This window comes from Bradyrhizobium sp. 153 (assembly GCF_023073835.1).
Classification (GTDB): Bacteria; Pseudomonadota; Alphaproteobacteria; order Rhizobiales; family Xanthobacteraceae; genus Bradyrhizobium.
In genome coordinates this window covers 186,147-211,477 of the sequence record NZ_JADPKH010000154.1, presented here as the reverse complement: position 1 = coordinate 211,477, position 25,331 = coordinate 186,147, and the positions used below count along the sequence as shown (strand labels likewise).

Sequence of the window (25,331 nt, the reverse complement as noted above, 5' to 3'; positions counted from 1 at the left end):
CACACCCCGTATTCAGCCGGAGTGGCTGAGCCTGTCAGCCGCCCAAGCCGCTAACGTGGAATTAATCCGAAAAGCCCACAATTTTAGGCACTTGTGTATGGGTGCTGCGTAAAGGAGGCGTCGCGAGGACGTTCCGGGAGCGGCTTCCTTTTGCTCGCTCATTGGGGTCAATGCACGTGACCATGACTTTCGAAACGCAAGGCTTCGTCGAAGAGCTCGACCCTGCAGCACTGGCAGCGGCAGTCGCCGCACCCGCAGTCCCAGAAGCTCCAGGGCCGGTCAAGCGGTCCAGCCGCAAGTCGGTCCTGGCACTGTCGGTGTGTGCCTTGGCCATCAACGGCGCGGCCGCCATCTATACGTTGCCCTCTGAGTTTCCGTCGCTGAATGTCGGCAGCTTGGCTGAACTGCTTCCGCGCCAGGAAGCTTCGGCGCCAAAAGCCGATTCGGTTGTCGCTGCTCTGAAGGACATTCAATCGGCCCAACAGCTACAGACTGCCTTGCTGAAGGAGAACAATGATTCCGTGCAGCAAAATGCAGCTTTGCTGCAGCAGGATTCGATGGTGCTGCTTTCTCTGCGACAGAGCATCACGGACGAACGGGTCGATGTGAGGAAGATATCTTCGCAGCTTTCCACGCTGATCGCGAAGGTCGACTCGCTGCAAAGTGCAATGATATCGGACATAACCTCCTCCATTCCAAGAGGGCACGCCCGCAATCGACTGGCGATGCGCAAACGGATGGTTCGGGAAGCGAAGCCTGTCGGGCCTGTTTCGGTTGGAGGAGCTCCGCTGAGTACGCCGGCCACGCCGCCGGCTCCGGAAAGCTGAAGCATTTTATTCAGCAACCTGAGCGGCGAACGCAGGGTGCTTTGGGTCTTGGGTGGCTCACCCTCTGACTTCTTCTGAAATTGGATATTGCACTTCTTTGCGATTGGAGCGCGAGCGGTGGCTAGCGCAACAGCCATCAGTTGCTTGACCTCGACCTCCAGCCGTATTCCTGATGCGGAATGGTGGCGGTGATGTCGGCCTCTTTGTCCGCTGAGAGGCGCCAGGCTGCCACCCCGAAGCACAAGGTCAAAATCAGGGCTGTCGCAAGCAGAAGCATCGAGACGAAATGGCTCACGCGCGTCCACCACAGTTTGAAACTACAGAGAGCGAACACGAGACACCGATTCGGAAAATACAGACGCGCTGACCTAAAGCCTGGTTTCCACAGCTAGTCATACCGGGCCAAAGGCGCTCACGATCCCGATCGTGATCGGGACCAACGCGACGATTGTCCATAAGGCGGGCGAGCTGGAGGATAGGCCGGCGAAAAAGATCAAGAGACCGAAGCCAACGAGGGCCGCCGAGATAGCATAGGCGAGTGCTTTTTCCATCATTCGATCCACAAGGAATACGGGATGGATTGCGCCTCTAGGACTCGTTGCCGGTCGAAACGTTCCTATGCCCGAATATCTGGATCAAGCGGTGCATCAGCATCTTTGATCCGTTGACGGGACGCATTGGCAGGTCAGCCGCCGACAGGGATGCTCGTCCTCCGCGGCTGACCCGCGAGATGTGGGCCTTGGAAAGCCCTCGATCAAAGCAACCATCTTCGAAACGTCAGAGAATTTGATCCGGAGTCCACCCGTGCGATTTTGTCCGGTCTCGCTATCCAACAGCGGGAGCGCGCAAGGGCCCTCAGCGACATCGCCAGACTCAGGAAAGAGGCATCCGCCGAGATCGAACGGTTGATCGCCTTCCTGGACGCCTCCGATCCCTATGTCGTGACCGAGCTTGAGCAAGGGGTTGATGATGGGCCCTGCGATACCGACGAATTGGAGGTCAGCGAGGGGGATGACGAGGACGTCCCTTGGAAGCCTCGACCACCACCACAGCCAAGAGCAATGGGCGGGCGGCGGTAGCACCGACCTGGAGGAAGACCCTACCGAGTCCGGGATTGCTGACTGGGAGGGTTTGCTAGAGCAGATTGGTATGCGGGATTGGACCGGGACGGTGATGGCATGAAACCAGCATGGAGGCGTGGCACCGCCGGCAAGCAGTCGGCCTGGCAAGCTAGGTGCCGGAAAACGTTGATAACGCTCGGCTGGTGCTTCAGGCGGTGCAAGAGCTGGTAGAGACCTTCCTGATGCAGGAACCAGCCGCGCCACTACCCGCGAATGTGGTCTCTCTGCGGGATCTTCCCTGCGCTTAGGCGGGCGGTAGTCTCAAAAAGATACGCCGCCGGGCTCGAAATACATTGTCCCGGCGGCGCCCTGTTTCAAACTGGGTCCAGCAATCCCAGTCATCCGAATATGAGCAATGCTTGTGCCAAGAGGCCCGCCGGAGCTTCCGCGTGACTCGGGGTCTGACGGCACGTCGTTAAAACAAACGCTGCCGTGCTGCAGTGCCACTCGCTACCAAGTGCACCACTTGAGACGGGATGCGGAGCTGCCATGGCGAACAGAAGAGTCGCGCCGGCGAAGGAATTTACGATCACCAGCGTGCGCGCTTTACGAGACAAGGCATTGATGAAAGCTGACATAGCCGAATCCCCATTGGTCCATTGGGAGAGGCTAGGCCGGGTTTGTTTCTGGATGGCTTCGCGGCGCTGAAAAATGGTTTCGTCGCGGGAATAGGCGGGAATAAGTGGCAAGGTCAAGAATGGTCTCATTTGGTCACTGCAGTCACTCCTTGACCCCCGACTGCTGGGAATGTTTAGGGAAATGGCGACTTCAGCGCGCCCACCGCGCATTGGGAGTCAATCTCGGTAGACGGGATGCGCCTATGACCGCCGCTCAGCCTGCCGACGTCAGGTGCCCCAAGTGCAAGCAGCCGACCCGGCTTGTGGAGCGGCTTTGGCGCCTCGAAACCTCCAGCTACGTCCGCGTTTTCAAATGCCAGTGCGGGGACTGGGACGATTAGGCCGCCTCAGTTGGCGGCCCGCCGGGTTCACGCTGGCGGACATCTTTTTAGTTTGTGCACACTAGTCACCATTAAACGCAGTGATTATTCTGGCACGATATCTCGCGTATTTTAAATTATTTTAATGGGTTGAGGGATGATGAGTACCTTTGATCAAGTTGTTTTCCATCGCGCCATTTCACTGCAGAAGCGATTTGCATTTCTCGAAGGTCAGATGGCCGAATTGGCTAACCTGCGGAATCGACTGGCGCACGCTGAGTTGCGGCGCTTTCGGTTGAGGGCGAGCCGGTCGGCTTTCAAGAAGGTGGCCCGAGGCCGCACCTGTAGATAACCTTTCCTCTCAACCTACACAGAATTGCCAGGCTCCCGCTTCTAAGCCCAAGCTATGGGAACGCGTGGGTCGGGTGATTCATGGAGCGGAAGCCGTTTGAAAGCATGTCTCTCGAAGAACTGTGGCAACTGCACACGGTCGTCAATGATATTCTCGCGAAGCGGCTAGTGGCGAAGAAAGAAGAGCTCGAACGACGACTGGAGCTGCTTAACCGAGAATACAAGGCTCCGCATTAAGCCGCCTCAGTGGCCCGCCGGTTCGGGGGCCGCTTTGTTCTCGTTTCTGGCACTGGCCTGTTTCCGACATTACTGGCCCGGTTTGATTTCGCAGGGGCCTCATTTTGAGTTCTGTATCGTTTGATACTTTGCTGACCAACGTGCCTTGCTAGTCTTTCCCAAACAGGGGGGCAAGCATGGACCGGCTAAAGCACGCGCGGGGGCAGTTTGAGGCTCCGATCTGCCCTAATTGCCAGATCGGCATGAGGTGGTTTCGATCCGAGTTGGTGCGAGACAATCCGCCGTCGATACTCGCTCACCTCTTTGTCTGCCCTAATTGCAAGCGCGCTCAGCGCCAGGACCGCGAGATCTCGCCAGTTTGCGTTTCTCCCGGAAAGCTAGCGAGTCCGCGCCTTCGTGTAGTCGGCGAAAATAAGTAAGGCCGCCTCAGTTGGCCGCCTGTTTCGCCTGACACGCGGCGCACGATCAAGGGCGACGCATAGGCTTACTACTGGAGAATCGGCCCCGGCTTCAGGGGGCTTTTGGGGTAGGCCGGGGCCGCTCCGCCAGCTCGGCAGGGAGCCGGCAAGACTCTCAAGCTCCATATGGCGGCCTTGTTCCTCAGGAATCGACGCGACGCCCCCGGATCGCGAGCCGGGGATTGCCTCCCTCAAAGTCGGGCTGGACGTCGGCGCCGCGGCTTCCGCACCCCCTGACAGACGAACCGCGCTTCGATATCAGACAGTCGCACCTCATCAGCCCAACGATCCGCATCCAAAGCAACGTGACGCCCGCAATGGCAATAGGCCAACACGCCGCGAACACCCATCGCGCGCATTGCACCGAAGGTGATCTTCAGTGGCCTGCCGTCTGAGTGAGTAGGCGTGTGGCGTTTTGGGTGAGGCATTGCGCATCCAAACGCACTGCTCGCGAGAGTCAAATCGTCGAACGGTAGCGTTTCGAAAGGTGAGCTAACCACTTTCTGTGGTGGGTGTGGACAACGGCATCGGCTTCTTGCTGTCGGGCGCTATCCTCAGCGCGAGGCGAGCAACGATCGAGCCCCAAAAAATGGCGAGCCCGACAACAACGAAAATTTCCGCTGTCATTGTTGCACCTGCCGAGTGTGCACATTGTGTGCAGACAGCAAAAAGTCTCTCAACCTGAGAGGCCGAATATGGTCGTAAGTGATTGTTTTTGCTTGGTGAGCGCGCTGGGGCTCGAACCCAGGACCCCGTGATTAAAAGTCACGTGCTCTACCGGCTGAGCTACGCGCTCCCATGGCCGCTGATGGCTTGAAAGAGATCGCCATCGTGTTCGGTCATTTCGAGAAGCATGTCTTGCCGCCGCGCTCTACTTGCGTTGCGGGGAAAACCGGCTGTTTCCGGATCATGCTGTCGGCCCGCGCTGTGTAGGGGGAGTGGCTGCGGAGGTCAATAGTGCGGATGGCTGCCGAAGATCGCGGCAGGAGCGGCAATTCGTGCGCTGCTTCCGTTGGTTAGGTCAGGAATTTCAACCTGATTGGCGGGCCATCATCCACGCCGAAAGCGAGGATGGCCTGCCATCCGTCAGTTCGCCTCCCGCCGGACCTCGCTCGGCACCGGTTGCGGCGTGCCGCCCGGGTGGGGCAGCGCCACTGGGCGCAGGCCGATCAGCTCGGCGGTGCGGATCGCGCTGTCGCGCCAGAATTGGAACGAGTTGATGCGGCTGAGTTCGAGGATGGCAATCGCGACCGCGGCGAGGAACGGCAGGCTCTGGAGCACGAGGACGCCGGCGAAGATGTAGATCTCGGTGATCTGCCTAAAACTGTTCGAGGCGATCAGGACGCCGGCGCCGATCACCAGCAGAGTGCCGATCACGGCCTCCCAGAACGCCTGGAACTCGATCGACATCCGCGACAGGCCGCCTTTCGAGGTGCGGGCGAACGCGATGTGCTCGGTGATGAGGCCCTGCGCGACCGCACGCGACACCGTCCATTGCACGCTCATCGCCGCGATCATGGCGCCCAGCATCTGGCCAGGCTTGATCGCGACGCGGGCGCGGTACATCGACAGGAAGTGCGCCAGCGAGACAATGAAGGCGCCGATGATCGGCAGCGTCAGGATCTTGTCGGGGATGGCGATGTCGGCAAAGGCGACGATCGGCACCCAGACAAGATTGAGCAGCGCCACGACCACGCCGAGGCTTTCTGCGCCAAGCCAGTTCAGCCAGCCGAGGCCATATTCGCGCTTCTGGTCGGGCGTAAGCCGGCTCCTGCCGGGCAGGAAGAAGCGCCAGTGCTTCTTGACGATCTGGAGGCCGCCATAGGCCCAGCGGTGACGCTGCTTCTTGAAGGCTTCGTAGGTGTCGGGAAGCAGGCCCTGGCCGTAGCGATGGTTGGTGTAGTGGGTGGTCCAGCCGAGCTCCTGGATCGCCAGGCCGAGATCGGAATCCTCGCAGATCGTATCTGACGACCAGCCCCCCGCCATGTCCATCGCGGCGCGGCGGATCAGGCACATCGTGCCGTGCACGATGATGGCGTTGGCTTCGTTGCGCTGGACCATGCCGATGTCGAAGAAGCCGGCATATTCGCCGTTCATGATGTAGTGCATGATCGACAGGTTGCCGTCACGATGCTCCTGCGGCGCCTGCACGAGGCCGACGCGCGGATCGGCGAAAGCCGGCACGAGGTCCTTCAGCCAGTCGGGATCGACGACATAGTCGGCATCGAGGATGCCGATGATCTCGGCATCCGCCGCGGTGCGGTCCATCGCGATGCGCAGCGCGCCGGCCTTGAAGCCCTGCACCTTCTCGGCATTGATGAACTTGAAGCGTTCACCGAGCGCGCGGCAATGATCCTGGATCGGCTGCCAGAAGGCGGGATCCGGCGTGTTGTTGATGATGACGACGCATTCGTAGTTCGGATAGTTCAGCCGCGACAGCGCATCCAGCGTCTGCTTGAGCATCTCGACCGGCTCGAAATAAGCGGGGATGTGGATCGAGACTTTCGGGTAGTAATTCTCGGGCACGTTCTCGACCGGCTTGCTCTTGGTGAGCAGCCGCTGCGGCCGCCGGCCGAACGCGACGGCCGCGATCTCGTCAATACGCGCCATCGCGATGAGGACGAGCGGAACGAGCAGGATCATGCCCAGCGTCAGCGCGAAGGCCGAGCCGAAGACGAAGTAATGGCTGTTCCAGAACGCGAACACCGTGGCGGCCCAGGCGCCGACGCCGTTGGCTGCCGCCGACAGCAGGAAGGCCTGCTTGGCGGTCGCTTTCTCGATGCGCAGGATCGGCAGCGACAAGAGGGTGCCGACCAGCAGCGCGATGCCCATCAGCTTCCAATAATCGGGGTTCTCGACCGGACCGGTCCAGGCGAATTTCGGCTCGCCGCTGGCGTTGAGGATGCCCCAATAGGGACCGACGCCGCCTTCGTAGAACTTCCAGGGCCGATCGATGGCTTCGACGATGTTGTAGTCCATGCCCATCGCTTCGGCGCGGCTGACGAAATTGCGTAAGGTCAGGGCCTGCTTGAATGGACCGGGGTCGGCATTGCGCAAGTTGTAGCCCGCGCTCGGCCAGCCGAACTCGGCAATCACGATGCGCTTGCCGGGAAACAACTTGCGCAGAAGTTCGTAACGATCGACCGCCTGATCCACAGCCTGGTCAGAGCGGAAGTTTTCCCAATAGGGCAGCACGTGAGCGGCGATGAAGTCGACGCTGGAGGCGAGGTCCGGAAAATCGCGCCAGATGTTCCAGATCTCGCCGGTGGTGACGGGAACGCGGACCGCGCTCTTGACCTTCTTGATCTTCTCGATGAGGTCCTCGACCTTCTGCTCGCCGCGGAAGATCACCTCGTTGCCGACCACGATGCCGATCACGTTGCTGTTCTTGCGGGCGAGCTCGATGGCGGCCTTGATCTCCCGCTCGTTGCGATCCTCGTCCTTGTCGATCCAGGCGCCTACGGTGACCTTGAGGCCGAACTCGGCGGCGATCGGCGGCACCAGCTCGCTGCCCTCCGTCGCGGTGTAGGACCGGATCGCTCGCGTGAGGGTCGAGAGCTTCTTCATGTCCGCGCGAATCTTGTCGGGGTCGACGTTGATGTCGACGACGTGTCCCGGTTCGAACGGCGTATAGGACAGACTCGGCACCAAGCCCTTGAAATCGGGCGCGGGTTCCTTGTCGCGGAGGACTCCCCACAGTCCCGCATGGAGCGCAGACACAAGCAACAGAACGGCGGCGACAACGCGCATCGCGGCTAACCAAAAGGGGCTGAGGTGGCAGGGAAGCGGATCCGACCCCGAGATCCGACCGAGTCCGCGGCAAAGGGAGCATACCTCTGCTGCGCGGTTTCACAACTGTCATGGCCTCATGTCCTTATGAGGGCATGGCCTTTTTCGAACGACGCGCGGCAGTGCCAACCGTGTCTTGGCCGATCGTTCCTGAACGACAGCTGAAACGACGCTTGGCTATTTCTGGGGCGCGGGCGTCGGGCTTGCCGCAGGCGAGGGGCTTGCGGCTGGCTGGGCGGCCTGCGCATTGCCCGGCGTCGGCGCTGGGGTTTGCGAGGCGCTCGCCGCCGCCTGCTGCGGCTGGGACGCCGGGTTGATCCAGCAAGCGTGCACGCGGCTATCCAGGGTCTCGGCGACCTTGGGATCGATTTGCCCGCCGAAGCGGGTCAGGCAGCGGAACGCAGCCTGGATGTGGCCGCCGGGGCAGCCGAAACGGTCGTAGAGGTCGAGATGGCGGAATGCAGTATCGAGATCATCCCGCCACATCAGCCGCACCACGCGCCGGCCAAGCCAGACGCATTCGGGATTGCCGGCGGGGCCGTTGATGACCTGGGCCGCTTCCGCGAATTCGTCGGTGCGGCGCTGGTTCTGGGCAGCGTCCTTGGCCGCGTCCGCGGGCTGGGCCGCGGCCTTCTGGTCGGGGGCGGGCGTGCCGCTCTGGGCGGAGGCGCCACCGAGGCCGGCGAGAACGAGAAGGGAGGAGACGGCCAAGGTGGCGGCGAACTGCCGCAGGACCGCATTTCGTAACTCGAACACCCGTTGCCGCATGAATTCCCCAATGTATCTGCTGGTCGTCCGCGTCAGGATCCCGCAGACGCGTCGGTGATGGCGTCCAAATGGGTCTCCAATGCGGCGGAAAAGTCTTTCCGAGTCCATGACCTGTATTTGGAATTTTGTCCAGCAAAGTCACAATCCTAGGCCCCGGTCGAACGGCCGCAGCCAGATTCCTGGGAGCAGCGGATCCACACCCGGGCGCACCCCCTTGGCAGACGGCGTGCAAGCAGGTAATCGACGGACCCTTCGCGGAGGACGGAACCGATTTCTCTTCGTACGCCACTGGCGCTTCTGCTCGTTTCACTGGGTGCGATTGCTGCCGTGTGGTGGTGGTTGGCGACGCCAATCACGCTCGCGCGCGCGCCGATCGATCCCGCCGAGAAGGTCCAATGCGTCTCCTACGCGCCGTTCCGCGGCGAGCAGTCGCCGCTGGAGACGTGGACCCATATCGAGGCGGACCAGATCGAGCAGGACCTGCGCCAGCTCAAGGAGATCACTGACTGCGTCCGCACCTATTCGATGGAGAACGGGCTCGACCAGGTGCCGGCGATCGCCGCCAAGGTCGGCGGCCTGAAAGTGCTCCAGGGCATCTGGCTCTCCAGCAACCGCACCAAGAATTTCGAGCAGGCCGCGCTCGCGGTTCGCCTCACCAAGGAATTTCCTTCCATCATCACCACGGTCATCGTTGGCAACGAGGTGCTGCTTCGCGGCGAGATGACGACGGCGGACCTCGTCTCCATCATCCGCTCGGTCAAGGCGCAGGTTAGCGTGCCCGTCACCTATGCGGACGTCTGGGAGTACTGGCTGAAGAATCGCGAGGTCTATGACGCCGTCGACTTCGTCACGATCCACATCCTGCCCTATTGGGAGGATTTCCCGGTGAAGGCGAAATTCGCCAGCGCCCATGTCGAGTCGATCCGCGAACGCATGGCGGTGGCGTTTCCGGGCAAGGAGATCCTGATCGGCGAAACCGGCTGGCCGAGCGAGGGACGTATGCGCGACGGCGCGCTGCCGTCGCGCACCAACCAGGCGCGGGTGGTTTCCGAGATCCTGAGCCTTGCGAAGGCACAGAAGTTCCGTGTCAACCTGATCGAGTCCTACGACCAGCCGTGGAAGCGCAAGCTGGAAGGCACCGTCGGTGGCTATTGGGGCCTGTATGATTCGGTGCGCCGCGGCCTGAAGTATCCGCCGGGCGAGCCGATCAGCAATTTCCCGTACTGGAAATGGTACATGGGCGCGGGCATGGGCCTCAGCGTGCTGGTGTTCGCGGTTGCCGGTCTCACGCTGCGCCGGCGGCCGTGGACGCCGCGCTTCTCGGCCTGGCTCGGCGTCGGCATCTCGGCGACGACGGCGGGCATCCTGCTCGGCATCGGCGCCGATAAGATGTATTACGAGAGCTACGGCATCGGCGGCTGGCTGCTCTGGGGCGCGCTGCTCCTCGCCGGCATCCTGTCGCCGATCTTCTGCGCGCAGGCGATGGTGATCGGCCGCAGCCTTCCCACCTTCCTCGATCTGCTCGGCCCGCGCGAGGGCCGGAAATGGTCCAAGCTCACCGCCGTGCTCGGCCTGACGCTGGCCGTGGCCGCGGTGATCGCGGCGCAGACCGCGCTCGGCTTCGTGTTCGACCCGCGCTACAAGGATTTTCCCTACGCCGCGCTGACGATGGCCGTGGTGCCATTTGCGCTGCTGATGCTGAACCGGCCGCAGATCGGCCAGCGTCCGATCGCGGAGGCGGTGTTCGCGGGCCTGCTGGCGCTGTCGGCCGTCTATGTGCTGTTCAACGAGGGCCGCGACAATTGGCAGTCGCTGTGGACCTGCGCGATCTACCTCTTGTTCGCGCTCACGCTGTGGCGGGCGCGGGCCGAGCAAATCCAAGAATGAACAGGCCAATCGCAAGGCCCGACAGCACGACATTGTAGAGCACGATGCCGAGGCCGGCGGCGATGACGCCGACGGTGAGCAGCACGATCGACGGCCGCATCAGGTTCAGCGTCGCAACCACCAGCGCGACGATCCCGAACACCGAATTCTTGAACAGCACGGTCGAGACCGAGCGCGCCTTGCAGAGCAGCGTCTGAAGGCCGGCATCGCAGGCGAGCGCGACTTGCGACAGTTCGATCGCGAGGTAGCGCAGATAAAGCGCATAGCCGACGGAGGCGAAGCCGACGACGATCAGGAACTGCACCTGGTAGGGCGTGAGGCGGAAGGGCTTTTTTGTCATGGCGGCAATATGGTCGGGATGGCACCGGCAGGCAACAGGGCAGGCGAAGTTTCTGCTGACCGCATCCCCCAGGAACACAAGAGGGGCGGGCTGGTTCTGATGTTGTGACGCCTAACGCATGATGTCTTCGAGGAGTGAGCATGGACAAGCCAACCCAGGAGCAGCTGAAAGAGCTCAAGAGGCTGAGCAAGGAAGCGCGGGTCGACGATTGGTCCGAGGTCGTACAGTCCAAGGATGAAGCGGAGATGCGTATTCGCGATCTGAAGGAAAAGGCGCGCATCGAATAGTGATTGCCTGCGCGGAGATCCATCAAGGTCAATTTTGCGCCTTTCGGCTCTGTTCTGAGGGACGGCGCTCGTATTTCTCGGCCAATGCGAGCAGCCCCTTAACGCGGAGCCGAGGGCCCAGCGCCAGGGTCCGCATTCCCATCGGCTTGTCGTTCATATCGCGGTCAATGCCGATCAGCAGACCTGTTCCCGCCGCGACGAGAAGCCTCAGCACGTGATCCAGTTCGTTCATCAAAGCACGCGAGGTTTCGGATGGGCGACTCTTGAGGCGGCGTTGGACGAGCGCGAACTTGCTGCGAAAGAGCGTCTCAGGTCCAAGCGTCCGATGGTCGCATGCGCGCGCAACGCCGGATTTCATCGCTGATCTTGCGGCGAGTCCGCGCGCCGCCCCCGACAAAGCGCCCGCGAATGTTTTGGCGCCTATCGCCTGAAGAACGAGGACAGCGTCGATCCTGCAGACGTTGACGCCGCCTCCGGCTTCGGCGGCGCGGGCTGCGCCGCAGGTGGGGGTGCAGGCGGCGGCTCCTCGCGCTTCGAGCGTTTCGAGGAATAGTTGCGCCGGCGCTTGTCCGGCTTTGCAATTGGCGCGGGCGCCGAGGCGCTCTCGGCCTGCGGCACCGCCTCTTGGCTCTTCTCGGCGTTCTTGTCTTGAACCCTGTCTTGAGTCTTCTCCGGCCCCTTTTCTTGAGCCCTCTCTTGACCGCCGCGCATCGATAAGCGCTGGCCGTCGAACACGGTGGTCTCGCAGTGGCGGTCGTTCTCGGTCAGGCCGGCGCACAGTTTTGCGGCGGCGGCGGCGTTGATCAGGGGCCCGGCACCCAAACGGAGCTGCATGCCGAGGCCCGCGGCGCCCTCCTTGATCATGATGATCGGCCGCAACGCTCCAACTTCCGGATGGGATTTGGTCACGCCGCGCCAGAGTGCGCGCAGGCCATCGATCGAGTTGGCGCCGCCGAGGTCGATGGCAAAGCGCGTCTGCTGGACTGCGATCGCGGGCGCTTCGGTCTCGGCTGCTTCCGGGGGCTTCGTTGCTGTCGCGACGACCTCGGTTGGAGTAGGAGCCGGCTCGGGCTTCTTCTCGGCGGCCTTCTCGGCTGCCTCAGGTTGAATCAGTTTCGACGCGGCTGTATCCGGCGGCGCCATGATCGACTTGGACGGCACCAGCGGAATGGTCGGCAGCGCCGAAGTCATGGCCGGTGACTGCTGCACGAGCGAAGCGGCGGCCGCCGTCTGCGGCGGCGGGCTCGACGGCTCCTTCGCAGTCTCCTTCGGCGTATCCTTCTGGGTATCCTTCTGGGTATCCTTGGCGGCTTCGGTGCGCGGCTTCTCGCTCGCCGGAGCTGGCGTCGAGACGACCGGCGCGACGCTGGGAGCTGCGGTCGCTGGCGCGACATCCTGCGGCTTGGCGCCTTGCGGCGGCGTGGCGTTCTGCTTGGCGATGGCACCGGTGACGGAATCCAGACCCTGCTCGAGCACCGTGACGCGTGAATAGAGCCGGTCGCGGTCGCTGTTCAGCGTCTCGATGGCGGCGGCGAGGCGGCGTGCCTCGTTCTGGCTGTCCTTGGTCAGCATTTGGAGCCGGTCGGCCTGGCGCGCGAGGTCAACGGAGGCAATTTGGTCACGGCGCCAGCCAATATGGGCCTGGTTGGCCACCACCGCGATGACGACGGCCCCGACGGCCGCGACGCCCCACGAGCCCAGCCGCCACATCATGCGGCGGTCGAACGCGCTTTCCTCGGCCAAAAGTCCGGAGAACAGCCCGCCGGTCTCCTTGGTGTCGAAGGCATCCGCCAGTGGGTCGGAATCCTTTGCCATGAACGTTAAGTGCCCAGCCCCGTCTGGCTTCCCCGAATCAATCAGGGAACATTAACAGGAAAAGCGTGCCGCACTTGAATTCCGGGCGTTTGCGGGGGTAGCAAGGCGAGAGCATCTGGGCGGCCTGCCGTCCGCCGCACCATTGATCCGGCCGTATCTGACAGGATTCCGATGACCGCCCGTTCCAGCCTTACGATCGTGCTCGCCGCCGGCGAAGGCACGCGCATGCAATCGAGCCTGCCGAAGGTGCTGCATCCCGTCGCGCATCAGACGCTGCTCGCCCATGTGCTCGCCGCCGCACCAAAGGGAACCGGCACGTCGCTCGCCGTCGTGATCGGTCCCGATCACCAGGCCGTCGCGGAGGAGGCGAGGCGCAGCCGCCCCGACGCACTCACCTACGTGCAAGCCGAGCGGCTCGGCACCGCGCATGCGGTGCTGGTGGCGCGCGAGGCGATCGCGCAGGGGGTGGACGATCTCTTGATCGCGTTCGGCGACACGCCGCTGATCTCGGCCGAAACCTTCGCGCGGCTGCGCGAACCGCTCGCCAGGGGCGCCGCCATCGCCGCGCTCGGTTTTCGCGCCGCCGATCCCACCGGCTATGGCCGCTTCATCGTCGAGGGCGATCACCTGGTCGCGATCCGCGAACAGGCCGACGCCAGCGAAGCGGAGCGCAAGATCGATCTCTGCAACGCCGGCGTGATGGCGATCGATGGTCGCCGCGCGCTCGAAATCCTCGGACAGGTCGGCAATGCCAATTCCAAGAGCGAATATTATCTGACGGACGCAATCGGCATCGTCCGCGACAAGGGATGGGAGTCCGTGGTGATCGAGACCAGTGAAGACGAGGTGCGCGGCATCAACACCAAGGCGCAGCTCGCCGAAGCGGAAGGCGTGATGCAGGCGCGCTTACGCAAAGCGGCGATGGAGGCCGGCGTCACGCTGATCGCGCCGGAGACGGTGTACCTGTCCGCCGACACCGTATTCGGCAAGGACGTCACAATCGAGCCGTTCGTGGTAATCGGCCCGGGCATCTCGATTGCCGACGGCGCGGTGATCCATTCCTTCTCACACATCGTGCAGAGTGCGATTGGCAAGAACGCGTCTGTCGGTCCGTTCGCGCGCATGAGGCCGGGCAGCTCGCTCGGCGAAGGCGCCAAAATCGGCAACTTCGTGGAGACCAAGGCCGCGACTCTCGAGGCGGGAGCGAAAGCCAATCATCTTGCCTACATCGGTGATGCGGTCGTCGGCGCCAAGTCCAACATCGGCGCCGGCACCATCACCTGCAACTACGACGGTTTTGGGAAGCACAAGACGGTGATCGGGCAGGGCGCCTTCGTCGGCACCAACTCCTCGCTGGTCGCGCCCGTGAAAATCGGCAACGGCGCCTATATCGGCTCCGGCTCGGTGATCACCCGCGATGTACCCGACGATGCGATGGCGCTGGAGCGCAACCAGCAGACCATCCGGGAAGGCGGCGCGGCGCGCTATCGCGAGATGAAGACCGGCGGCAAGACTCCCGAAAAGAAGCCGGAGACGTGAGCGAGGCTATTCGTCGTCGGCGAATTCGGAGAAGATGGCGCGGGTCAGGCGCCAGCCGCGCGGCTTGGCGCGCTTGGCCGGCTCGCCTTCGGGATGCTTGATGAAAAGCGGCTTGTTCTCCTTGCCGCGCAGGGGCGGCGGCCAATGCGCAAGGTGCGTGCCCGAGGTCTCGCTGGCGCGCAGATACATCGACGACCGGCCTTTGCGGTCGGATGAGCTTCTCATGGCCGTCTCTCCTGGGCGGGAATCGTTGGCCAAACATGTTGACAGTGAGTTAACGTGCGAGGTTAAAGGCCGGCCAAATCGACGCAGGCGGGGCTCGGTGTGATCGGTGCTGTCTCAATCAGCAATAATTATTGAGTACCTGGTTCCGTAGGAGTTTCGCTAAAACCAACCGCGTCGTTTAGGCGATTTTTCGGCGATTTGGGGGATAGTGATCCGCATGTGCGGGATTGTCGGCATTCTCGGGCGCGAACCGGTTGCAGAGCAATTGGTGGAGTCGCTCAAACGTCTCGAATATCGCGGCTATGATTCCGCGGGCGTCGCCACACTCGAAGGCAAGCACCTGGAGCGCCGCCGCGCCGAGGGCAAGCTGAAGAACCTGGAGAAGCGGCTCGAGGCGGAGCCGTTGCAGGGTACCACCGGCATCGGTCATACCCGCTGGGCCACCCATGGCAAGCCGACCGTCAACAACGCGCATCCGCACGCGACCGAACGCGTCGCCGTGGTCCACAACGGCATCATCGAGAATTTCCGCGAGCTGCGCGAGGAGCTCGAGACGAAGGGCACGGTATTCCACACCGAGACCGACACCGAGATCGTGGTGCACCTCGTCGACGATCTGCTCGCGCGCGGCAACAAGCCGGTCGAGGCGGTCAAGCTGACGCTGGCGCGCTTACGCGGCGCCTTCGCCCTCGGCTTCATCTTCGCCGGCGACGACGACCTCATGATCGGCGCCCGCAACGGCCCGCCGCTGGCGATCGGCTATGGTGACGGCGAGATGTATCTCGGCTCCGATGCCATCGCGCTCGGCCCCTTCACCGACACGATCAGCTATCTCGAAGACGGCGACTGGGTCGTGCTCACACGCAAGAGCGCTGATATCTTCGACAAGGACGGTCACGCCGTCCAGCGCGACAAGATCAGGCACGCGGCCTCGACCTCGCTGGTCGACAAGGCCAATTACCGCCACTTCATGGCGAAGGAGATCCACGAGCAGCCCGAAGTGGTTGGCCACACCCTCGCGCGCTATGTCGACATGGCAACCGAGCACGTCGCGCTGCCGGTCAAGCTGCCGTTCGACTTCAAGACGATCCAGCGCATCAACATCACGGCCTGCGGCACCGCGAGCTATGCCGGCTACGTTGCAAAGTACTGGTTCGAGCGTTTTGCGCGCGTGCCGGTCGAGGTGGACGTCGCCTCCGAATTCCGCTACCGCGAAGCGCCCCTGCGCAAGGGTGATCTCGCCATCTTCATCTCGCAATCCGGCGAGACTGCCGACACGCTGGCGGCGCTGCGCTATGCCAAGGCCGCGGGCGTGCACACGGTCGCCGTCGTCAACGTGGCGACCTCGACGATCGCGCGCGAGAGCGAGACCGTGCTGCAAACGCTCGCCGGTCCCGAGATCGGCGTCGCCTCGACCAAAGCCTTCACCTGCCAGTTGATGGTGCTGGCAAACCTTGCCATTGCGGCCGGCAAGGCTCGCGGTGAATTGTCCGACGAGGACGAGACCAAGCTCGTCCATGGCCTCGTCGAGATCCCGCGCTTGATGTCGGATGCGCTCACCACCGAGGTGGAGATCGAGCGTCTGGCGCGCGAGATCGCAAAGTCGCGCGACGTGCTCTATCTCGGCCGCGGTACCAGTTTTCCGCTGGCGCTCGAAGGCGCGCTGAAGCTGAAGGAAATATCCTACATCCACGCCGAAGGCTACGCTGCCGGCGAGCTGAAGCACGGACCCATCGCGCTGATCGACGAAGCCATGCCCGTCGTCGTCATCGCGCCGTATGACCAGGTGTTCGAAAAGACCGTCTCAAACATGCAGGAGGTCGCCGCGCGCGGCGGCAAAATCATTCTGATGACCGACGCCAAGGGCGCGGCGGAGGCGACCGTCGATTCTCTCGTCACCATCGTCATGCCTGACATGGCGGCGGCGTTCACGCCGATGGTCTATGCCGTTCCGGTGCAGCTGCTCGCCTATCACACGGCCGTGGTGATGGGCACCGACGTGGACCAGCCGCGCAACCTCGCAAAATCGGTGACCGTGGAATAGGCACAAGGGATATCGGTTGGTCGCAGTCTTCCCAAACCTGCTAGAAGCCCCTAGCTTGTGTGCTGCGACCCACCTGGAACCCTAATGACCCCCCGCGACGACGCGCCTGCGCCACCTGATCCCATTCCGGAACCACATACCGGCCTGATCGGCCGTTTCCGCAATTATTTTCTGACCGGCCTCGTCGTGACGGGGCCTATCGCGATCACGCTCTATCTGGTCTGGTGGTTCGTGACCTGGGTCGATGGCGTGGTGCGGCCGTTCGTGCCGCTGGCCTATCGGCCTGAAACATATCTGCCCTACGTCATTCCCGGATGGGGACTGGTTGTCGCGTTTTTCACGCTGACGCTGGTCGGCTTCCTCGCGGCCAACCTGATCGGCCGGACGCTGGTCGATGTCGGCGAGACCTTTCTCGGCCGGATCCCGGCCGTGCGCGCCATCTACCGCGGCCTCAAGCAGGTGTTCGAGACATTGTTCTCGGGCAAGGGCTCGAGCTTCCGGAAAGTGGGCCTGGTCGAGTTTCCTTCGCCCGGCATGTGGTCGATCGTGCTGATCTCGCAATCGCCGAACGAAGACATTGCGCGCAACCTGCCCGGACAGGAGGAACACGTCTCGGTATTCCTGCCGTGCTCGCCGAATCCGACCACCGGTTTCTTCTTCTATGTCCCCAAAAGCAAGATCATCGAGGTCGATCTCACCGCTGAGGACGCGGCCACGCTGATCATGTCGGCCGGCGTGGTTCAGCCGGGCTCGGCGCCAGATCCGAAGAAGGCCGCCGCGCTCGCGGGCGTCGCCAACGCCGCACGCATCGCGAATGCGTCTGCGCTCCAGCCTGCGAAAGTGGAGTAGGGCCATTCCGGCGGGATGGCCACATTCACGCAGGCGTTCGCGTCCTCTGCTAGTGTCGGGTCGACTGAGCGTATCGTTCGGAATTCGGCCTGGAGTGCATGATGTCCAAAACCATTGCGATCCTCGCGCCGGGTGCCATGGGCAGTGCCGTGGCTCGCCGCCTCAGCGAGAATGGCGCGCGCGTGCTGACGTCCCTGAAAGGGCGAAGTGAAGCCACACTGAAGCGCGCGGCGGACGCTGGCATGGTCGGCACCGAGGACGACGCGCTTGCTGAAGCCGACATCATCCTCTCGATCGTGCCTCCGGGCGAAGCAGTGGCGCTGGCTGAACGGCTGGCCGCGCTGATCATCCGGCGCGAGAAGAAACCGGTTGTGGTCGACTGCAACGCCGTCAATGTCGATACCGTGCAAAGGATCGCAGAGATCATCGGTTGGGCGCAGGCGCCATTCGTCGATGCCGGCATCATCGGCTTTCCGCCGCAGCCGGGGGGCAAGAGCCCGGCCTTCTACATGTCCGGCGAGTACGCCAAGGACGTCGCCGTTCTGAATGACCTTGGTCTCGATGTGCGGATCGTTGAAGGCCCGGTCGGCGCAGCCTCTGCGCTCAAGATGTCCTACGCCGGCATCGTCAAGGGTCTCGCCGGCATCGGCTCGGCCATGGTAATCGCGGCAACGAAAGCGGGCGCGGCCGAGGCGCTGCGCGACGAGCTCGCGCTCAGCCAACCCGCGATCCTGGCTCGGCTCGAGATCGCGCTGCCCGACATGATCCCGAAAGCCTATCGCTGGGTCGCGGAAATGCGGGAGATTTCCGGATTCCTCGGCCCCGATCATCCGGCCACCCAGATCTACGAGGGCTTTGCGCGGTGGTTCGAGCATCTCGCGGAGGACGCGAAGGGCGAGGCGGCGGATGCGGAGCTGTTGAAGGCGTTCGCCGCGCGCATCGCGCAGAAGAAATCCTGATCGCCTGATCTCACGTCACCACAATCATTCACTCGCCGTGCGCTGAAACGGATTCCAGAAAACCCTGGATATCCCGGTCGCGTCTCAGGCGCACGACCGGGACATCAGGGCCATATTGAATGCGCTCGGCCTCGATGGCGGGCACGCGCTCCGTGTTGTAGCGCCACGCCTCTTTCATCAGTTTCCAGTCGAACTGTTCCGGACATCCCTCGGGCAAATCGGGCCGTGCGGTAGCGCGATCGAAAGCCGAGCGCCAGAGAATACGCCATTGGCAAAGCCAGCGCGGACGGTCGATAACGACCAGCGTATCGGCGCGCGCGAGCGTGAGATCGAAGGCCAGCCCCGAGAAGCTGCCGTCGACGACCCACGCATCGCCCGCGATTGCCTCAGCGACGCGCGAGCGAAAGCTTGCCTTGTCGGATGGCTTCCAGCCCGGCCGCCAGTAGAGCACGTCGAGATGCACCACCGGCAGCTCGAGCTTTCGCCCGAGCTTCAGGGCGAGGCTCGTCTTTCCGCTTCCTTGGGAGCCAACGACGATGATCCGGCGCATGGCCGAAGGTTTTCACGAAAACGCTCGCAACGAAAGATAGCACTCTTGGCCGAGACCGAGGCGGCCGCATCCTTCGCTGCCGCGATAGCTCAGCCCGCCCCGATCAGCGGAATCGCCTCGTCCCGCTCATACAGATACAGCAGGCACCGCAACGCTTCGCCGCGCTCGCCCTTCAGCTTCGGATCGTCCTTCAGGATGCGCAGCGCCTCGTCGCGCGCCTGGGTGATGAGCTGGCCATGGACTTCCGAACGCGCGATGCGATAGCCGGGCAGGCCGCTCTGGCGCACGCCCAGCACGTCGCCTTCGCCGCGCAGCTTTAAATCTTCCTCGGCGATGCGGAAGCCGTCGGTGGTTTCGCGGATCACCTTCAGCCGCGCCTTCGACATCTCGCCGAGCGGCTCCGAATACAGCAGCAGGCAGGTCGAGGCTTCCGAGCCGCGCCCGATCCGGCCGCGCAGCTGATGCAATTGGGCAAGACCAAATCGTTCGGCGTTCTCGATCACCATGATGGTCGCGGCCGGCACGTCGACGCCGACTTCGACCACGGTGGTCGCGACCAGAAGCCCGATCTCGTGGGCAGCGAACTGGCCCATCACGCGGTCCTTCTCGGTGCCCTTCATCTGGCCGTGAACGAGGCCGACGCGCTCACCGAAGCGTTTTTGCAGGCTTTCGAAACGCTTCGTCGCGTTGGTCAGGTGCTCGGTGCCCTCGGCCTCGGATTCCTCGACCAGCGGGCAGATCCAGTAGACCAGCTTGCCGGATTGGAGCGCGCGGCCGATGCCGTCCATGACCTCCTCGATCCGGCTCACCGGCACTGCGCGGGTGTCGATCGGCTGGCGGCCGGCCGGCTTTTCGCGCAGCTCGGAGATGTCCATGTCGCCGAAATAGGTCAGCACCAGCGTGCGCGGGATCGGCGTTGCACTCAGCACCAGCACATCGACGGATTCGCCCTTCGAGGTCAGCGCGAGGCGTTCGCGCACGCCAAAGCGGTGCTGCTCGTCAACGATGCCGAGCGCGAGGTCCTTGAAGATGACATCGTCCTGGATCAGCGCATGCGTGCCGACGAGGAGGTCGATCTCGCCGGCTTCAAGCTGCGCCAACAGCTCCCGACGCTCCTTGCCCTTTTCGCGGCCGGTGAGGATCGCAACCCGCATGCCGGCGCGCTCGGCGAGCGGGGCGATGGTCTTGATATGCTGGCGCGCCAGGATCTCGGTCGGGGCCATCAGCGCGGCCTGTTTGCCGACCTCGGCGACCGCGGCGGCAGCTAACAGCGCCACCACGGTCTTGCCGGATCCGACGTCGCCCTGGAGCAGGCGCAGCATGCGCACGGGCTGTTTCAGGTCCTCGGCGATGGCCGCAGCAGCGCTGCGCTGCGACGGCGTGAGCGCGTAGGGCAGGGCGTCGATGATGTTGTTGCGCAGGTGCCCGTCGCCGGCATTGCGCACGCCGGCGGGGCGGCGCAATTGCGCGCGGATCAGGGCGAGTGCGAGCTGGCCGGCGAGCAGTTCGTCGAAGGCGAGACGCGACCAGAACGGCTGGTCCGGCAGGACGTCGGTGAGCTCGACCGGCTGGTGCACGCGCGTGAGCGCCTCGGTAACCGGAGGAAAATTGCAGCGGCGCATCACCTCCGGACTGATCCACTCCGGCAGGGCTGGCAGCTTTTGAAGGGCCTGCGCGATCGCGCGGCGCAGCGAGCCGAGCGCGAGGCCCTCGGTCAGCGGATACACCGGATCGATGCCAGAGAGCTTTGCAATCGCCTCTTCGTCGAGCACGCGATCGGGATGCACGATCTGCGGGATGCCGTCATACATCTGCAGCGTGCCGGAGACGTAGCGCTTCTCGCCTACCGGCAGCAGCTTTTCGACATAGCCGGGCTTGGCGCGGAAGAAGGTCAGCACGACCTCTCCGGTGTCGTCGCTGGCGTAGACGAGATAGGGCGCGCGCGCGTTGCGCGGCGGGGGCGGGCGATGGCGGTCGACGGTGACCTCCAGCGTCACCATGGTTCCCTGGACGGCGTCGCGGATTTTTGGCCGGGTCCGGCGGTCGATGACGTGGCTCGGCAGGTGCAGCAGCAGATCGACCAGCCGCGGCGTCTCGTTGCGGCTGAGCAGGTACTGCAACAGCTTGTCTTGCTTCGGACCGACGCCGGGCAGGCTGGTCACGGGAGCAAACAGCGGATTGAGCAGACTGGGGCGCATTCTCGCAACAATCGTCACGCGGGCTCAACCCGCGCATCCATCTATTCAAGAGGATGGATTGCCGGGTCAAGCCCGGCAATGACGACCACAAACAATTGCAACAACAAAGGGCTGACACGGCCGGTCCGAGTGGCTATATCCACCCCGCCCGGCACGTCCGGGCTTTCTGCGTTTGACTGGATTTGAGACATGACGGGAACGACACGATCGAGCAGCGGGCTCGACGACCGCCGCAAGCGGCTTCTGTTCCGCTGCTGGCACCGCGGCACGCGCGAGATGGACCTGATCCTCGGCCGCTTTGCGGATGCCGAGATCGGCAATTTGTCCGAGCCTGAATTGATCGAGCTCGAGCGCTTGCTCGAGGTCAACGATCCCGATCTCTATGCCGCGGTCACCGGCGACAAGGTGCTTCCGGCCGATGTCCCCGGCGCGCTGTTTGCCCGCATCAAGGCATTCCCGATCGCGGACGGCGACGCATGAAGCAGGGCATGAAATCACCGGCCGAGCTGCTGACGCCCGGCCGCGCGCTGACGCTTGCCAATGTCGCCGAGGGCGCCGAAGGCCTCGTCGTCTCCGATCTCGCCCGTGCCATCGCGGCGCGGCCGAAGAAGCCGGCGGTCAGCCTTGCGGTGGTCTGCCGCGACGGTCCGCGCATGCAGCAGCTCGAACGGGCACTGCAATTCTTCGCGCCCGATCTGCCGGTGCTGACCTTCCCGGCCTGGGACTGTCAGCCCTATGACCGCGTCTCGCCGCATGGCGGCATTTTGGCGCAACGCCTGACGACGCTGGCGCGGCTGGCTTCGCTCGCCGGCAGCGACAAGCCGCTGATCGTGCTGACCACGGTGAACGCCGTGGTGCAGCGCGTGCCTGCGCGCGACCTCGTCGCGGCGCAGGCGCTGTCGGTTGCGCCAGGCAACGTGGTGCCGATGGACACCATCGTCGCCTGGCTCGAGCACAACGGCTACAACCGCTCCTCGACCGTGCGCGAGCCCGGTGAATACGCCGTGCGCGGTGGGATCCTGGACCTGTTTCCGGCCGGCCTCGATCAGCCCGTGCGCTTCGACTTTTTCGGCGACAGCCTGGAGTCGATCCGCTCGTTCGACGCCGAGACGCAGCGCACGCTGCTCGACATGCGCGCGCTCGACCTCGTGCCGATCTCGGAATTTCAGCTCGTCACCGACACCATCCGCCGTTTCCGCATGGGCTATGTCGCCGAGTTCGGCGCGCCCGAGCGCGAAGACGCGCTGTACGAGGCGGTCAGTGAAGGCCGCCGCCATCCCGGCATGGAGCACTGGCTTCCCCTGTTCCAGGACCGGATGGACACGCTGTTCGACTATCTGCAAGGCGCGGCCGTCGCGATCGAGCCGCAGGCCGAGGATGCCGTCCGCGAGCGCTTCAAGCAGGTCCTCGACTATTACGAGGCCAGACGCGAGGCGCTGGAGCATCCCGGTGGCGGCGCCATCTACAAGCCGCTGCCGCCCGACCGGCTCTATCTGACCGAGGAGGAGTGGGGCAAACGCCTCGGCGACGTCCCGGTGGCGCGGCTGACGCCGTTCTCCGTGCCGACCGACGGCACGAGTGTCGTCGATGCCGGCGCGCGCAAGGGCCGCGACTTCGCGCCGGAACGCAATGACACCACCGTCAATGTGTTCGAGTCCGTCGTCGCGCATGTGATGGCCTTGCAGGCCCAGCGCAAGAAGGTCGTGATCGCGCTGTGGACCGAAGGCTCGCGCGACCGCATGACCTCGATGCTGCGCGACCACAAGCTGGCCCACACAACCAGCGTCAACAGCTGGCGGACGGTGCAGGCGACGCCGCGAAACGAGACCATGCTCGCCGTGCTCGGCCTCGAAAGCGGCTTCGAGACCGACGAGATCGCACTGATCAGCGAGCAGGACATCCTCGGCGACCGTCTGGTGCGGCCGCGCAAGGCGAGCCGCAAGCTTGACAATTTCATCTCGGAAGTGACGAGCCTCGCCGCCGGCGACATCGTCGTCCACGTCGATCACGGCATCGGCCGCTTTATCGGCCTGCAGACCCTCGACGTCGCGGGCGCGCCGCACGACTGTCTCGAGCTGCATTATGCCGCCGAGACCAAGCTGTTCCTCCCCGTCGAGAACATCGAGCTGTTGTCGCGCTACGGCTCCGACCAGACCACCGTCGAGCTCGACCGCCTCGGCGGTTCGGGCTGGCAGACTCGCAAGGCCAAGCTGAAGAACCGCATCCGCGAGATCGCTGGCGAGCTGATCAAGATCGCGGCCGAACGCATGCTGCACGAGGCGCCGAAGCTGCCGGTGCAGCAGGGCCTCTACGACGAGTTCTGCGCGCGCTTTCCCTATGACGAGACCGAGGACCAGCTGGGCGCGATCGAGTCCACTCTGAAGGATCTCGAAAAGGGCCGCCCGATGGACCGCCTGATCTGCGGCGACGTCGGCTTCGGCAAGACCGAGGTGGCGCTGCGCGCGGCCTTCGCCGTGGCACTCGACGGCAAGCAGGTCGCGGTCGTGGTGCCGACCACGCTGCTCGCCCGTCAGCACCACAAGACTTTCTCCGAGCGGTTCAAGGGTTTTCCGGTCAACGTGGCGCAGGCCTCACGCCTCGTCCCGACCAAGCAGCTTAACCAGGTCAAGAAGGGCCTCGCCGACGGCTCCGTCGACATCGTCGTCGGCACCCATGCGCTGCTCGGCAAGGCGATCAAGTTTCGCGACCTCGGCCTGCTCATCGTGGACGAGGAGCAGCATTTCGGTGTCAGCCACAAGGAGCGGCTGAAGGCGCTTCGCGCCGAGGTGCACGTGCTGACATTATCGGCGACCCCGATTCCGCGCACGCTGCAATTGGCGCTCACCGGCGTGCGCGAGCTCTCGATCATCGCCTCGCCCCCAGTCGATCGGCTCGCGGTCCGCACCTTCGTCGCCCCGCACGATCCCTTGATGATCCGCGAGGCGCTGTTGCGCGAGCGATATCGCGGCGGCCAGGCGTTCTACGTGGTGCCGCGCATCGACGACCTCGCCGAGGTCAAGGATTTCCTCGACAAGAACGTGCCGGAGATGAAGGTCGCGGTCGCGCACGGCCAGATGCCGCCCGCCGCGATCGAGGACATCATGACGGCATTCTACGACGGCAAGTTCGACATCCTGCTGTCGACCACGATCGTGGAATCCGGCCTCGACATCCCCAACGCCAACACGCTGATCGTGCACCGCGCCGATATGTTTGGCCTGGCCCAGCTCTACCAGCTCCGCGGCCGCGTCGGTCGCTCCAAGCTGCGGGCGTACGCACTGTTCACGCTGCCGGCGCAGCAGAAGATCACCGCGCAGGCCGAGCGCCGGCTCACCGTGCTGCAATCGCTGGAGACCCTCGGCGCAGGCTTCCAGCTTGCCTCGCACGATCTCGACATCCGCGGCGCCGGAAACTTGCTCGGCGAGGAGCAGTCCGGCCACATCAAGGAGGTCGGCTTCGAGCTGTATCAATCGATGCTGGAGGAGGCGATCGTCAACCTCAAGGCCGGCGTCTCCGAACCCGCCGCCGACCGCTGGTCGCCATCGATCACGATCGGCATGCCCGTGCTCATTCCGGAGGACTATGTCAACGACCTCTCGGTGCGGCTGTCGCTGTATCGGCGCCTCGCCGATCTCGACACCGAGGAGGAGATCGAGAATTTTGGCGCCGAGATGCGCGACCGCTTCGGCGTCTTGCCCGACGAGGTCCGCTATCTGTTCAAGGTCGCCGCGATCAAGGCGTTCTGCCGCCGGGCCAATGTCGAGAAGATCGATGCAGGTCCCAAGGGCGCCGTCATCGCCTTCCGCGACAATTCCTTCGCCTATCCCGATCGCCTGGTGACGTTCATCCGCAGCCACGGCAAGGCCGCGAAGGTGCGGCCCGACATGAAGGTGGTGTTTCTCCAGGACTGGGAGACGCCCGAAGAGCGTCTCGCCGGCACCACGGAGATCATGCGCCAGCTGGCGCAGCTCGCGCAGAGCAAGAAGGCGGCGTGAACCTCCGGTCTCTCCGCGTCATTGCGAGGAGCCCTTGCGACGAAGCAATCCAGAATCGCTCCGCGGAGAGAGCCTGGATTGCTTCGCGGAGCCTGTCATCGGGCCGCGCTTCGCGCGGACCCGTTGGCTCGCAATAACGGGGCTTGTTGAAGCGG

18 protein-coding genes and 1 tRNA gene are annotated in these 25,331 nt (G+C 63.8%); 9 read left to right on the top strand and 10 right to left on the bottom strand.

Annotation, left to right across the window (positions count from 1 at the left end; translation table 11 throughout):
- The first annotated feature begins 170 nt into the window (after positions 1–170).
- Positions 171–827, top strand: a complete 657-nt coding sequence (locus IVA91_RS35875; RefSeq protein WP_247279870.1) for a hypothetical protein — start codon at positions 171–173, stop codon at positions 825–827.
- Between the two features lie 1,459 nt (positions 828–2,286).
- On the opposite strand, the gene IVA91_RS35870 is transcribed toward IVA91_RS35875, so the two are convergent.
- From IVA91_RS35870 to IVA91_RS35850, 4 genes are all read right to left on the bottom strand, one after another.
- Positions 2,287–2,643 carry a hypothetical protein gene (locus IVA91_RS35870; RefSeq protein ID WP_247279869.1) on the bottom strand — a complete coding sequence of 119 codons (357 nt, stop codon included), beginning with the start codon at positions 2,641–2,643 and terminating at the stop codon, positions 2,287–2,289.
- Between the two features lie 2,008 nt (positions 2,644–4,651).
- Positions 4,652–4,727 (bottom strand) — tRNA-Lys (locus tag IVA91_RS35860).
- Between the two features lie 290 nt (positions 4,728–5,017).
- Complete coding sequence (locus IVA91_RS35855) at positions 5,018–7,681, bottom strand: glycosyltransferase (protein ID WP_247275672.1); 2,664 nt, start codon at positions 7,679–7,681, stop codon at positions 5,018–5,020.
- A gap of 216 nt (positions 7,682–7,897) precedes the next feature.
- Positions 7,898–8,488, bottom strand: a complete 591-nt coding sequence (locus IVA91_RS35850) for a beta-1-3, beta-1-6-glucan biosynthesis protein (protein WP_247275671.1) — start codon at positions 8,486–8,488, stop codon at positions 7,898–7,900.
- A gap of 327 nt (positions 8,489–8,815) precedes the next feature.
- Here IVA91_RS35850 and IVA91_RS35845 point away from each other — a divergent pair, with 327 nt between their 5' ends.
- Positions 8,816–10,375 carry a beta-(1-6) glucans synthase gene (locus IVA91_RS35845; protein WP_247275670.1) on the top strand — a complete coding sequence of 520 codons (1,560 nt, stop codon included), beginning with the start codon at positions 8,816–8,818 and terminating at the stop codon, positions 10,373–10,375.
- Here IVA91_RS35845 and IVA91_RS35840 read toward each other — a convergent pair.
- Positions 10,335–10,715, bottom strand: coding sequence for a hypothetical protein (locus IVA91_RS35840; RefSeq protein WP_247275669.1), 381 nt, complete (start codon positions 10,713–10,715; stop codon positions 10,335–10,337). The genes IVA91_RS35845 and IVA91_RS35840 overlap by 41 nt on opposite strands.
- A gap of 140 nt (positions 10,716–10,855) precedes the next feature.
- On the opposite strand from IVA91_RS35840, the gene IVA91_RS35835 reads away from it, so the two are divergent.
- Positions 10,856–11,002 carry a hypothetical protein gene (locus tag IVA91_RS35835; RefSeq protein WP_247275668.1) on the top strand — a complete coding sequence of 49 codons (147 nt, stop codon included), beginning with the start codon at positions 10,856–10,858 and terminating at the stop codon, positions 11,000–11,002.
- 28 nt (positions 11,003–11,030) lie between these two features.
- Here the strand turns inward: IVA91_RS35835 and IVA91_RS35830 are convergent, their stop codons facing one another.
- Complete coding sequence (locus IVA91_RS35830; protein WP_247275667.1) at positions 11,031–11,360, bottom strand: MgtC/SapB family protein; 330 nt, start codon at positions 11,358–11,360, stop codon at positions 11,031–11,033.
- A 62-nt stretch (positions 11,361–11,422) separates the two neighbouring features.
- Complete coding sequence (locus IVA91_RS35825) at positions 11,423–12,817, bottom strand: hypothetical protein (protein WP_247275666.1); 1,395 nt, start codon at positions 12,815–12,817, stop codon at positions 11,423–11,425.
- Positions 12,818–12,988: 171 nt separating this feature from the next.
- Here IVA91_RS35825 and glmU point away from each other — a divergent pair, with 171 nt between their 5' ends.
- A complete protein-coding gene (gene glmU, locus IVA91_RS35820; RefSeq protein ID WP_247275665.1) occupies positions 12,989–14,356 on the top strand; it encodes a bifunctional UDP-N-acetylglucosamine diphosphorylase/glucosamine-1-phosphate N-acetyltransferase GlmU in 1,368 nt (455 codons plus the stop codon).
- 6 nt (positions 14,357–14,362) lie between these two features.
- Here the strand turns inward: glmU and IVA91_RS35815 are convergent, their stop codons facing one another.
- Positions 14,363–14,581: a hypothetical protein gene (locus tag IVA91_RS35815; protein ID WP_247275664.1), complete on the bottom strand. Its 219-nt coding sequence runs from the start codon at positions 14,579–14,581 to the stop codon at positions 14,363–14,365.
- Between the two features lie 217 nt (positions 14,582–14,798).
- Between IVA91_RS35815 and glmS the strand changes: the two genes are divergently transcribed.
- The 3 genes from glmS (at position 14,799) to IVA91_RS35800 (ending at position 18,433) form a co-directional block, all read left to right on the top strand.
- Positions 14,799–16,625 (top strand): glutamine--fructose-6-phosphate transaminase (isomerizing), encoded by a 1,827-nt coding sequence (glmS, locus tag IVA91_RS35810; RefSeq protein ID WP_247275663.1) that lies wholly within the window; start codon positions 14,799–14,801, stop codon positions 16,623–16,625.
- A gap of 84 nt (positions 16,626–16,709) precedes the next feature.
- Positions 16,710–17,474, top strand: coding sequence for a DUF502 domain-containing protein (locus IVA91_RS35805; RefSeq protein WP_247275662.1), 765 nt, complete (start codon positions 16,710–16,712; stop codon positions 17,472–17,474).
- Positions 17,475–17,575: 101 nt separating this feature from the next.
- Positions 17,576–18,433 (top strand): NAD(P)-dependent oxidoreductase, encoded by an 858-nt coding sequence (locus tag IVA91_RS35800; protein ID WP_247275677.1) that lies wholly within the window; start codon positions 17,576–17,578, stop codon positions 18,431–18,433.
- A 28-nt stretch (positions 18,434–18,461) separates the two neighbouring features.
- Here the strand turns inward: IVA91_RS35800 and IVA91_RS35795 are convergent, their stop codons facing one another.
- Positions 18,462–18,983: an AAA family ATPase gene (locus IVA91_RS35795; RefSeq protein WP_247460714.1), complete on the bottom strand. Its 522-nt coding sequence runs from the start codon at positions 18,981–18,983 to the stop codon at positions 18,462–18,464.
- An 89-nt stretch (positions 18,984–19,072) separates the two neighbouring features.
- Positions 19,073–21,181 (bottom strand): ATP-dependent DNA helicase RecG, encoded by a 2,109-nt coding sequence (recG, locus tag IVA91_RS35790; protein ID WP_247275660.1) that lies wholly within the window; start codon positions 21,179–21,181, stop codon positions 19,073–19,075.
- 189 nt (positions 21,182–21,370) lie between these two features.
- Between recG and IVA91_RS35785 the strand changes: the two genes are divergently transcribed.
- A complete protein-coding gene (locus IVA91_RS35785) occupies positions 21,371–21,661 on the top strand; it encodes a succinate dehydrogenase assembly factor 2 (protein WP_247275659.1) in 291 nt (96 codons plus the stop codon).
- Complete coding sequence (mfd, locus tag IVA91_RS35780) at positions 21,658–25,176, top strand: transcription-repair coupling factor (RefSeq protein ID WP_247275658.1); 3,519 nt, start codon at positions 21,658–21,660, stop codon at positions 25,174–25,176. Before IVA91_RS35785 ends, mfd begins: the two co-directional genes overlap by 4 nt.
- Positions 25,177–25,331 lie beyond the last annotated feature (155 nt).